General features: G+C 71.0%; 7 protein-coding genes and 2 pseudogenes. 6 read left to right on the forward strand and 3 right to left on the reverse strand.

What is annotated here, in order from left to right; genetic code table 11:
• The first annotated feature begins 54 nt into the window (after window positions 1–54).
• Window positions 55–606 carry a GTP cyclohydrolase I FolE gene (gene folE, locus CA983_RS33375; protein WP_086604532.1) on the forward strand — a complete coding sequence of 184 codons (552 nt, stop codon included), beginning with the start codon at window positions 55–57 and terminating at the stop codon, window positions 604–606.
• Between the two features lie 715 nt (window positions 607–1,321).
• Here the strand turns inward: folE and CA983_RS33380 are convergent.
• Together CA983_RS33380 and CA983_RS33385 are read right to left on the reverse strand one after the other, a co-directional pair.
• On the reverse strand, window positions 1,322–3,847 hold the full coding sequence (locus tag CA983_RS33380; protein WP_086604527.1) for an ABC transporter permease: 2,526 nt from the start codon (window positions 3,845–3,847) through the stop codon (window positions 1,322–1,324).
• A 67-nt stretch (window positions 3,848–3,914) separates the two neighbouring features.
• A complete protein-coding gene (locus CA983_RS33385) occupies window positions 3,915–4,685 on the reverse strand; it encodes an ABC transporter ATP-binding protein (RefSeq protein ID WP_086604528.1) in 771 nt (256 codons plus the stop codon).
• Window positions 4,686–5,364: 679 nt separating this feature from the next.
• Here CA983_RS33385 and CA983_RS49705 point away from each other — a divergent pair.
• The 3 genes and pseudogenes from CA983_RS49705 to CA983_RS48395 all read left to right on the forward strand — a co-directional run.
• A pseudogene (locus CA983_RS49705) lies at window positions 5,365–5,529 on the forward strand (IMP dehydrogenase); the annotation flags it as partial.
• A 370-nt stretch (window positions 5,530–5,899) separates the two neighbouring features.
• Window positions 5,900–6,268 carry a hypothetical protein gene (locus CA983_RS33400; RefSeq protein ID WP_244207202.1) on the forward strand — a complete coding sequence of 123 codons (369 nt, stop codon included), beginning with the start codon at window positions 5,900–5,902 and terminating at the stop codon, window positions 6,266–6,268.
• A gap of 150 nt (window positions 6,269–6,418) precedes the next feature.
• A pseudogene (locus CA983_RS48395) lies at window positions 6,419–6,622 on the forward strand (MGH1-like glycoside hydrolase domain-containing protein); the annotation flags it as partial.
• Window positions 6,623–6,817: 195 nt separating this feature from the next.
• Here the strand turns inward: CA983_RS48395 and CA983_RS33410 are convergent.
• On the reverse strand, window positions 6,818–8,512 hold the full coding sequence (locus tag CA983_RS33410; protein WP_086604530.1) for an NAD-dependent malic enzyme: 1,695 nt from the start codon (window positions 8,510–8,512) through the stop codon (window positions 6,818–6,820).
• Window positions 8,513–8,672: 160 nt separating this feature from the next.
• Here CA983_RS33410 and CA983_RS33415 point away from each other — a divergent pair, with 160 nt between their 5' ends.
• Both CA983_RS33415 and CA983_RS33420 read left to right on the forward strand, forming a co-directional pair.
• Window positions 8,673–9,137 carry a DUF6069 family protein gene (locus tag CA983_RS33415; protein WP_086604531.1) on the forward strand — a complete coding sequence of 155 codons (465 nt, stop codon included), beginning with the start codon at window positions 8,673–8,675 and terminating at the stop codon, window positions 9,135–9,137.
• Window positions 9,138–9,333: 196 nt separating this feature from the next.
• Window positions 9,334–10,538: hypothetical protein (locus CA983_RS33420; protein ID WP_244207203.1), on the forward strand; the 1,205-nt coding region annotated here is incomplete at its 3' end.

A 10,538-nucleotide genomic window follows, 5' to 3' on the forward strand; every position in this document is an offset into this window, starting at 1 on the left:
CAGACACCGGCGCCTTCCCCCCGCCCCCTGCGCGTCGTTCACGACACCGACGGCATGGACCTGGCCGAAGCCGAACGCGCCGCCGCACGTTTCCTCGCCGCGCTCGGCATCGACACCAGCACCGAGAGCCTGCTCGGCACCCCCGGCCGTATGGCCCGCGCCTACGCCGAACTGTTCAGCCCTCGCCCCTTCGACCTGACGACCTTCCCCAACGACGAGGGCTACGACGAGCTCGTGCTGGCCCGCAGCATCCCGGTGCGCTCTGTTTGCGAGCACCATCTGCTGCCCTTCACCGGCACCGCCCACGTCGGCTATCTCCCCGGCCATCGCATCCTCGGCCTGTCCAAACTGGCCCGCGTGGTCGAGCACTTCGCCTGCCGCCCCCAGGTCCAGGAACGCCTGACCAAGCAGGTCGCCGACTGGCTCCACGCCCATCTCGAACCCAAGGGCGTCGGCGTCGTGATCGAAGCCGAGCACACCTGCATGACCCTGCGCGGCGTCCAGGCCACGGGCTCCAGCACGCTCACCTCCACCCTCCTCGGCACACTCCGCCACGACGCCCGCTCCCGCGCCGAGTTCCTCTCCCTGGCCGGGCTGCACTCCTGAGGCGCGACGTGGTTCCGATCGGACGCGATGCGCTCGGTCGGCGGACGGGGTGAGCCGTTCGACTTGGTGACGGAGGTACTCCACGTGGTGCTCCGGCTGCCAGACGTACCAACGGCAGTGGTGGCTACTGGAGTCGTCCCGGGAGGCACTCGCCGCCCGCCCTGACGACGAAGAGCGGCCCTGGGAGGCGCTGCGCCGGTCCTTCGATGTCCTGACGCGGATGAACGAGCAGGCACCTGAGAGGCACTCACCCATCTGCGCATGCTCCAGGAGACCCCACTCGCCGCGCGCCGGGCACGATGAGAAACAACTGATCCGGCAGGAACCGCTCGTGCCGGAGATCGCCCGGCGACTGGGGGTCAGCCCCGACCGGCCGGAGGACACAGGCCGGGCGCACTGGCCGCCGCCGCGCTCGCCTGCCTGGTCGTGGCCGCCACGGGGTGGGGTGGCGTGCGAGGGCACTGTTCCCCTGGCCGTGCTGCTCGACCGGGCGATGTGCGCGCGCCGGCGGAGCAGTCACGGCCTGCGTGAGCGTAAGGGTTTTGCACGCGGTCCTCGGGTTTGTCGCCGAACGCTCCCGGGGCGCGTCTGTCGACGCCTTGAAGGACCGGCTCAAGGGGCGCGAAGGTGTGGACGCCGCCTAGCTCGACGACACGTTCTCCGACCCGGCCTCCCGCGCCGCCGCCCTGGACGACATCGCGTTCACGGCAACCGTCTACTCGGCCTTGATGGCGTTCAGCATGTTGAGCTTCGCGGCACTGCGCGCCGGCCACATCGCGGCCAGGACGCCCACCAGCGCGGCCAGGACCAGGAAGATGCCGATCCGGCCCCACGGGACGACCAGCGCGTACAGCGGCAGCTCGTCCTTGATGGTCTGGCCGATCGCCCAGCCCAGGAACGAGCCGAGGGCGACGCCGACGACCGCGCCGAAGACGGAGATGACCACGGCCTCCAGGCGGACCATCCGCTTGACCCGAGGGCGGTCCAGGCCGATCGCGCGCAGCATGCCGATCTCCTGCTGTCGCTCGAAGACCGACATGGCCAGGGTGTTGACCACCCCGAGCACCGCGATCAGCAGTGCCATCGCCAGCAGGCCGTACATGATGTTCAGCATCATGTTGACGGCACCGCCGAGTTCGTCGCGGATGTCCTTCTGGTCCATGACACTGATCGCCGGGTTCTTGCCGAGGGCGTCGATCAGTGCCTTCTCGTTCGCGTCGCTCGGGCCGCCGTCCGTCTTCACGTAGATCCGGGAGATGTAGGGCCTCGCCTCGTGCGGGGTGATGACCTTCGTGTCCACCAGCACCGAGGAGAGGACCGCCCCTTCCTTGTAGACGGCGCCGACCTGCAGTGAGCCCTTCTTGCCGTCGTCGAACGTGACCGGCACGGTGGCACCGACCTTCCAGCCCTGCTCGGTGGCCGTCCTCTCGTCGACCGCCATCTGTCCCTTGCCGAGCGAGTTCAGCGAACCCTTCACCACATCGATGTGGAGGACCCGCTCGACATCGCCGGGGATGACGCCCGTCGCCGAGACGTAGTCGTCCTTGACGCGGAAGTAGGCGGACTGGTCCGGTGAGAGGGCCGAGACTCGCGGACTCCTGTCCAGCGCGGCCAGCGCGGATCGGTCCACGCCGCCGCCGGCAGCCGTCTCGATCATGTAGTCGGCCTTGATCTGGTCGGTGGTCGCCTTGTCCAGCGCCGCGCCCATCGAGACGCCCAGGACCGTCAGACCGGTGACCAGCGTCAGGCCGATGGCCAGCGCGGAGGCGGTGGCACCGGTACGGCGCGGGTTGCGGACGGCGTTCTGCCCGGCCAGCTTGCCGGCCACCCCGAAGGCACGGACCAGGAGCGGCCGTACGAGCGCGATGACCGGGCGGGACAGCAGCGGGATCAGTACGATCACGCCGACCAGAGCGAAGAACGCACCGCCGCCGATGATCTCCCGGCCCTGCTCGCCGATCGCGGCACCCACCGTGATCAGCGCGACGCCGAGGGCGGTGACAGCGGCCCCGATGGAGTTGCGTACGACCAGCGACTTGGTGGTCGGCGCCGCGTGGACGCTGTTCATCGCCGCCACCGGCGGGATCTTCCCGGCGCGGCGACCGGGCAGCCAGGCCGCGAACATGGTGACGAGGATGCCGACGGCGAGCGCGGCGATCAGGGGTGTCGCACCGATGACGAGGGGGCCGGCCGGCACCTTCATGTCGAACGCGGCCATCCCCGAACGCAGCCCGGCGGCCAGGGCGACCCCGAGTCCGAAGCCGACCACGGAAGCGAGCAGCCCGACCAGACCCGCCTCGGCCAGCACCGAGCGGGTGATCTGCTTGCGGGAGGCACCCACCGCGCGCATCAGAGCGAGATCCCTCGTGCGCTGGGCGACCAGCATGGTGAAGGTGTTGGCGATCAGGAACACGCCCACGAAGAGCGCGATGCCCGCGAAGCTCAGCAGCATCTGGTTGAGGCTGCTCATGTCCTGCTCGATCATCCAGGCCTGGTCCTCCGCGAGCGCGGCGCCCGTCTTCGCCTCGGAGTTCTCGGGCAGCATCGGCTTGACCGCGTCGAGGATCTTCTCGTCGTCGGCGCCGGGCGCGGCGGTGACGGTCACCTCCTGGTAGTGGCCCGGCTTCAGGTAGAGGCGCTGGGCGAGGGAGGTGTCGAAGAGGACGAGGCTGCCGCCGGCGCTGACGGCGCCGTCGTCGGTGGTGAAGACACCGGTGAGCGTGAACTCCCTGACCGGGCCGTTCGTGGCGACGCGTACCTTGTCGCCGACCTCGTACTCGCCCTTGGCGGCGGTGTCCTCGTCGAGCGCGATCTGGCCGTCCCGCACCGGGCCGGAGCCGTCGGTGAAGTCGTAGGCGGGGTCCCTGCCGTCCTTGCCCGGGGCGAAGTTGGAGCCCGTGTTGGACCACTGGGCGCCGATGAGCTTGCCGTCGGGGTCGGCGACCCCGGCGAAGCCGTTCACCCGTCCGGTGACGGAGGCGACCCCGTCCAGCTTGCCGATCCTGTCGAGCGTCCGCTGGGGCAGGCCTGTCTCCTGTCCGTTGTCGCTGTCGACGTAGGAGGTGATGCCGACGGCGACGTGGTCGTAGCTCTTGGCCGACTGGTTGCGGAAGGCGTGGGAGAGGGTGTCGGTGAAGATCAGGGTGCCGGAGACGAAGGCCACGCCGAGCATCACGGCGAGCACGGTCATCAGCAGCCTGGCCTTGTGCGCGAGCACATTGCGCAGGGCGGTACGGAACATGGGATGTGGGTCCTGGGGTGGGTGTCCGGTGATGGGCGGGGAGCGGGGCGCTGTGCCCCGGGGAGGTTCAGCTGGTGCGGCCCCGGCCGTCGAACTCCTTCATGCGGTCGAGCACGCCGTCCGCCGTGGGACGGAGCATCTCGTCGACGATCCGGCCGTCCGCGAGGAAGATCACCCGGTCCGCGTAGGAGGCGGCCACCGGGTCGTGGGTCACCATCACCACGGTCTGCCCCAACTCCCGTACGGAGTTGCGCAGGAAGCCCAGCACCTGGGCGCCCGAGCGCGAGTCCAGGTTTCCGGTCGGCTCGTCACCGAAGATGATCTCGGGGCGGGAGGCCAGCGCCCGAGCCACGGCGACGCGCTGCTGCTGGCCGCCGGAGAGCTGCGCGGGCCGGTGACCCAGCCGGTCGGACAGGCCCACCATGTCGATGACCTTGCCCAGCCACTCCTTGTCGGGCCTGCGGCCCGCGATGTCCATGGGCAGCGTGATGTTCTCCAGGGCCGTCAGGGTCGGCAGCAGGTTGAACGCCTGGAAGATGAAGCCGATCTTGTCCCGCCGCAGCCGCGTGAGCTGCTTGTCCTTGAGCGGGCCCAACTCGGTGTCACCGATGCGGACCGAGCCGCCGCTGAAGGTGTCGAGCCCGGCCACGCAGTGCATCAGCGTCGACTTGCCCGAGCCCGACGGCCCCATGATCGCGGTGTACTCGCCCTGGTGGAAGTTGACGGTGACGTGGTCCAGGGCGATCACCCGGGTCTCGCCCTGTCCGTACACCTTGGACAGATCCTCGGCGCGCGCGGCCACCGCGGTGGCACGGTGAGCGGTGGGTGTGGTGATCACGAGGGGGCTCCTGACGGGAACTGGTCTTCGGGGACCGGTCCATCGTCTGCGCCCGTGATCCGCGGGGCGTCCCTCCACATGCCCGTTTCCGGGGACGGCCGAAAGTGCGAGCGAGGACCGGCCCGTCCCCCGGAAGTATGACGAGGCCCCTCCTCAAGAAGGGGCCAGGACCTGACACACGACGTGCCCCGGGCGCCACTCGTCCGAGAGCGTCAGGTCGGGAACCCGCCAGGCCGCCGGCGCGAAGGCCGCAAGGGACACCGCCGCGCCGGGTCAGGAAGACGATGCGTATCAAGGTGACGTAGCCCTCCAGGAACGGCAGGGCGACGCTCGGGTCGAGGGCGCCCAGGAAGGCGGAGTCCTCCAGGTCGACCCCGCCGCCGGGGCGCAGGACACCCGTCAGGGCGCGCGCGTTGTCGGGCTGGGCCATGAGACGGCGGTAGGCCGGGTCGTGGCGGGCCCCGGCCAGTCGCTCCGCGATGCTGCCGGCCGCCGTGGTGAACAGGATCGACAGGAACGCCGCGGTACCGACCGTGCCGCCGTTGGAGCGGAAGAAGTTGACGGACGCCGTCGCCGCAGAGGCCGGCCCGGGCAAGACGGTCGCGGTCGTCGGCGACGGCGCGATCGGCCTGACGGCCGTCCTCGCGGCAAGCAGCTCGACGCGGAGCGCCTCATCGCGATGTCCCGTCACCCCGAGCGGCAGGAGCCGGCCCGGTTCTACGGCGCGAACGACATCGTCGGTGGGAGCGCGGTGACGCGGGCGTGGCGAAAGGTCAAGGAGCTCACGGGCGGGCTCGGCGCGCACTCGGTGGTCGAGGCCGTCGGCACCCAGGAATCGACCACGCAGGCCGTCAACTCCACCCGCCCAGGCGGCCACCTGGGCTTCGTCGGCGTCAACTACGACGTCTCGATCCAGGGCATCGACCTGTTCTTCGCCGGCATCCACACCGAGGGCGGCCCCGCCTCGGTACGCCGGCTCCTGCCCGACCTGATCCAGCTCATCTGGGACCGGAAGATCGACCCGGGCAGGGTCTTCGACGACTCGGTTCGCCTCCCGCTGGGAGGGAACCTCCAGCGGCAGGCTCAGCTCATCCAAGCCCTGGAGAGGCACACGGGCGTCGCGCTCGACCGACCCTTGACCTCAACCTTGGTTCAGGTACGACCCTCGGCGTATGGAGAGCACAACCAGCGGAACCATCCTCTTCCGCAACACGATGCGCATCACCGACGGTCATCTCGACGGCTTCCGGCGCGCTGTCACTCAGGCGGTGGCCTTCACCCGAGAGCACGGCCCGCAGCTCATGGTGGAGGTTTTCATCGACGAGGAGCGGATGCTGGCGCACAGTTTCCAGCTCTACCGCGACTCCGATGCCATTCGCACGCACTGGAGACTGTCGGACCCGTACATCCGCGGCGTGATGGAGCACTGCACCGTGCAGCACTTCGAGGTGTTCGGCGAACCGGACCCCGACATCGTGGCGGCCCTGAGAACCCCCGGCGGCGACGGCTTTCCCTTCACCGTCTCGCCCCGCCTCGCCGGTTTCAACCGTCTTGCGCCGTGGGCGACACAGCCCGGGCACTGACGCGCGCGGCGAGGCGCCGGCCGGGTTTCCGGATCGGCGCCTCGCGTTCACCAGGGGCTACTTCGCCGCCAACGGCGTGACGGTGATCCGGTCGATCACCGGTGCGTACGGGGACCGCTGGTCGTACTGGTCGTACTGTCGCCGTCGAACATCGAGGACGGCCTGCGCCGCGCCGGCCACCAGCGGCTCGCCGACGACATCAGCGCCCGCTTCCGCGCCCTGTGCGAGACCCACGGCTTCGCCGAGAACTTCGACGCCCTCACCGGCACGGGTCTGCGCGACCGCGCCTACACCTGGACCGCCGCCGGCTACCTCCTCCTCGCCGAAGCACACGCACACCGGGGCGGCCACTGACTGGGCGATGCCCCGCATGCCGTGGCCGCCGCAGACGTGGACCCGGGGCGAGCGGCTCAGGCCGGCCAGGGGCAGGCCGTCCGCCGTGCGATCACCGCCTGCGGGCTCCTCGACCTGTCCGCCGCCACCGGCAGGCACGCACGCCGTCCAGCCGCAGGACGTCGACCGGGCGATCGGCCTCTCGTCGGTCTGACCTCAGCGCGACGGAGACTCTGCCTCGTACCGCGGAGTCCACTGGGTCTTCGCGATCGCCTCGCGCAGTTCCGCCTCCGTCGTCCGCGGGGCCACCCCGTCCTCGACGGCGGCGAGAGCCGCGGCCAGGGCGATCTCGCGGGCGGACTCGCGCATCCCGTTCAGGGGCGGCAGCAGCGGCACGGGACCGTCGTCGCCGGGCGCCGCCCGTACCGCGCACTCGGCGACGGCCCGGGCGGCGGCCACCATCATGCGGTCGGTGACGCGCGTGGCCCCGCTCGCGGTCACCGCGAGCCCCATGGCCGGAAAGACGTACACGTTGTTCGACTGCGCCACCGGCACCTCGTGCCCGTCCACCGTGAGCGGCGGGAAGGGGGAGCCGGTGGCGATCAGCGCCCGGCCGTCGGTCCAGCGCGTGAGGTCCGCGGGCTCGGCCTCGGAGTGGGAGGTGGGATTCGACAGCGGGAAGATGACGGGCCGTTCGCAGGTCGAGCCCATCTGCCGCACGATCTCCTCGGTGAACGCCCCATGGGCCGTCGACAGCCCGATGAGCGCCGTCGGCTCGACACGGCGTACCACCTCCGCGAGGCCGGTGCCGTCCCAGTCGGTCACCTCGTTGTCGTCGCGCGCGAACATCCGCTGCTGCGGCGTCAGTTCCGTGCGCGACCGCACCAGCAGGCCGTCTACGTCGAGAATCCAGAACCGTGCCGCGGCCTCGTCCTCGGACAGGCCCTCCTCGATCATGGCCGTCCGGATCATGTCGGCGACACCGATGGCGGCCGACCCCGCCCCCAGGATCACCAGGCGCTGCTCGGACAGCGCAGTGCCGGACACGTTCGCGGCGGTGGACAGGGCGCCGAGCGTGACGGCCGCCGTGCCCTGGATGTCGTCGTTGAAGGTGAGCAGCCGGTCCCGGTAGCGCGCCAGGATGGGATAGGCGTGGGCGGTGGCGAAGTCCTCCCACTGGAGCAGCGTTCCGGGAAGCTCCGCCTCGACCGCCGAGACGAAGGCCTCGATCATCTCGTCGTACTCGGCGCCGGTCAGCCTGGGGGCGCGCCGACCGAGGTAGCGCGGGTTGCGGAGCAGGTCCTCGTTGTCGGTGCCGACGTCCAGCAGGATCGGCAGGGTGCGGGCGGGGTGGATGCCGCCGATCGCCGTGTAGAGGCTGAGCTTGCCGATCGGGATGCCCATCCCGCCGACGCCCTGGTCGCCCAGGCCGAGGATGCGCTGCCCGTCGGTGACGACGATGACGTCCACGTCCTCGTCGCGGTGCGGGCGGTTGCGCAGGATGTCCCGGAAGCGGTGCCGGTCCTCCCAGGTCAGGAACAGCCCGCGCGGCCGCCGGTAGATCTCGCTGAAACGCTGACAGGCCTCACCCACCGTCGGCGTGTAGACGACGGGCAGCAGCTCCTCCAGGTACTCGGTGACCAGACGGTAGAAGAGCACCTCGTTGGTGTCCTGGAGCTGACGCAGATAGATGTGCCGGTTGAGCGGCTTGTCGTAGCCGTGGAACGCCTCGTAGGCGCGGGCGACCTGCTCGTCCAGGGTCTCCACGGCGGGCGGCAGCAGCCCGTCGAGACCGAGCTCGGCGCGCTCCTGCCGGCTGAAGGCGGTGCCCTTGTTGACCAGCGGGTCGGCCAGGGTCGTGACGGCGGGGCTGGTGGTCGTGCGGAGGTGCTCGTTCATCGGCTGGTCCATGGTGTGACGCCTTCCCAGGACTCGCCGGTTCGTGCAGGCGACTTGCGCTGTTCGGTCGAACGGTCGTTTCGGTCGTCGGTGCACCGATGAGTTCCGGCGCCTCGCCCGGTCTACCTCTCCGTAAGGCTTCCGAGCCCAACAGCGAGCAGGAGAAGGCGACATGAGCGTGACGACCCCTCAGACGCAGACTCGGACCGAGTCCCACACCCCCGGTTTCCTTTCCACGCGCCCCGTGTGGCTGGTCGGCGTCCTGGCGACACTCGCCGGTGCCGTCGTGACGGAGGCGTTCGCGCTCGTGGCCCGGGCCGCGGGCGTCCCGATGGAGGCGGCCAGCCCCGGGGCCGAGGAGTCCGCGGAGATCCCCGTCGGCGGCTTCGGCGGCGGCGTCGTGTTCTGGTCGGTCGCCGGAATCGTCCTGGCGGTGGTGCTCGCCCGCTGGGCCAGGCAGCCCGCCCGCACCTTCACCGTGACCACCGTCGTCCTCACCGCACTGTCCCTCGCCGGCCCGGCCGTCGCCCCGCACACGGCCACGTCCACCCAGATCATCCTCGCCCTGTCGCATGTGGTGGCGGCCGCGGTGATCATCCCCTTGATGGCGCGGCGACTGTCCCAGGTGCAGAGGTGACACGCTCGACTCCCACGATCCCGACACCGGCCCGTCGCGCTCACCGCGACGGGCCGTCGTCTTGCGCCACGCGACAGCCCCGAACGGCCCAACGGCACTGCGCCGGAGGAGGCGACCGTGGATGAGCGGTGTGACTGTGGTGGAAGGGATGCGCATGCACCCTGGATGCGTGTGCACACCCGGACGAGGAGGCGCGATGGCGGAGGGATTGGCCGAGGGCGGCACGGCGTGCGCTGCCCCCAGAGGTGGCGAGGATCTGCTCCCGGACCGGTCCCCGGACGCGTTCGAGCAGGTGAGCGCGGTCGCCGACGCCGTCCTCTACGAGGGCTACCTCCTCTACCCCTACCGCCGGTCCTCGGCCAAGAACCGCGTCCGATGGCAGTTCGGGGTCCTGTTCCCGCGGGACTGGGTGGAGGCGGACGGCCCCGTGGTCCCCGGAGTCTCCGGCAGCGCCGACTCCTGGTACCAGCAGACCGAGTGCCTGCTGAGGATCCGGCAGCCCGGCAGCGCGTCCGTACGGGTGCGGATCCGTCACCTCCAGATGCAGCGCAAGCAGATGGAGGAGACCCGGGACGGCCGTCAACACGCCGTCGAGTCGCTGCGCACCCCCGACGGCACGACGCATCTGACCTTCGCCGAGGCCGTGCCGCGCGAATGCGAGGTCGAGGTCCCGCTCGACGAGCTCCTTCAGGGCGGACGCACCGTCCCCGTGGTCGCGCCAGCCGGCGTGGACGTCGAGCCGCTCCCCGGTGCCGGGCGGGTGGTGCGACACCGCGACGAGGTACGGGCCGACACCACCGTCATCGCCGAGCGACTGTCGGACGACCTCTGCCGGCTCCGGGTGCGCACCACGAACACCGGGCCCGCACCGGACCGGCGGACCGCTCGTGACGAGGCGCTGCGCCGCGCCCTCATCGCCACCCACACCCTCATCGGCGGCGATGGCGTGGAGTTCGTCTCGCTGACCGACCCGCCGACGGACCTGCGCTCACTCGCCCGCTCCTGCCGGAACGAGTTCACCTTCCCCGTCCTCGGCGGCGGCGACGGCCACGTCCTGCTCTCCGCACCGATCATCCTGCCCGACCATCCCCAGGTGGCCCCCGAGAGCCCGGGCGACCTGCACGACGCAGCGGAGATCGATGAGATCCTCACGCTGCGCACGATGCTGCTGACCGACGAGGAGAAGCGCGAAGCGCGGGCCACCGACCCGCGCGCGGCCGCGATCCTCGACCGGGTCGACACCATGCCGCAGGAGGTCTTCGAGCGGCTGCACGGCGCCGTCCGCTCCCTGGCACCGGCCGCCGCCGTGTCCCGGACGCCCGGGGCTGCCGCGCCTGTGCCCTCGGCACCCGCGCACGCGCCCGGGGCTGCCGCCCCCGCGGCCTCGGCGCCCGGGACAGC

Source organism: Streptomyces swartbergensis (genome assembly GCF_002148965.1).
Lineage (GTDB): Bacteria > Actinomycetota > Actinomycetes > Streptomycetales > Streptomycetaceae > Streptomyces > Streptomyces swartbergensis.

Coding starts and splice junctions, on each gene's coding strand:
- folE (WP_086604532.1), top strand. CDS start 55: ATGGACCTGGCCGAAGCCGAACGCGCCGCCGCACGTTTCCTCGCCGCG.
- CA983_RS33380 (WP_086604527.1), bottom strand. CDS start 3,847: ATGTTCCGTACCGCCCTGCGCAATGTGCTCGCGCACAAGGCCAGGCTG.
- CA983_RS33400 (WP_244207202.1), top strand. CDS start 5,900: ATGCGCATCACCGACGGTCATCTCGACGGCTTCCGGCGCGCTGTCACT.
- CA983_RS33410 (WP_086604530.1), bottom strand. CDS start 8,512: ATGGACCAGCCGATGAACGAGCACCTCCGCACGACCACCAGCCCCGCC.
- CA983_RS33415 (WP_086604531.1), top strand. CDS start 8,673: ATGAGCGTGACGACCCCTCAGACGCAGACTCGGACCGAGTCCCACACC.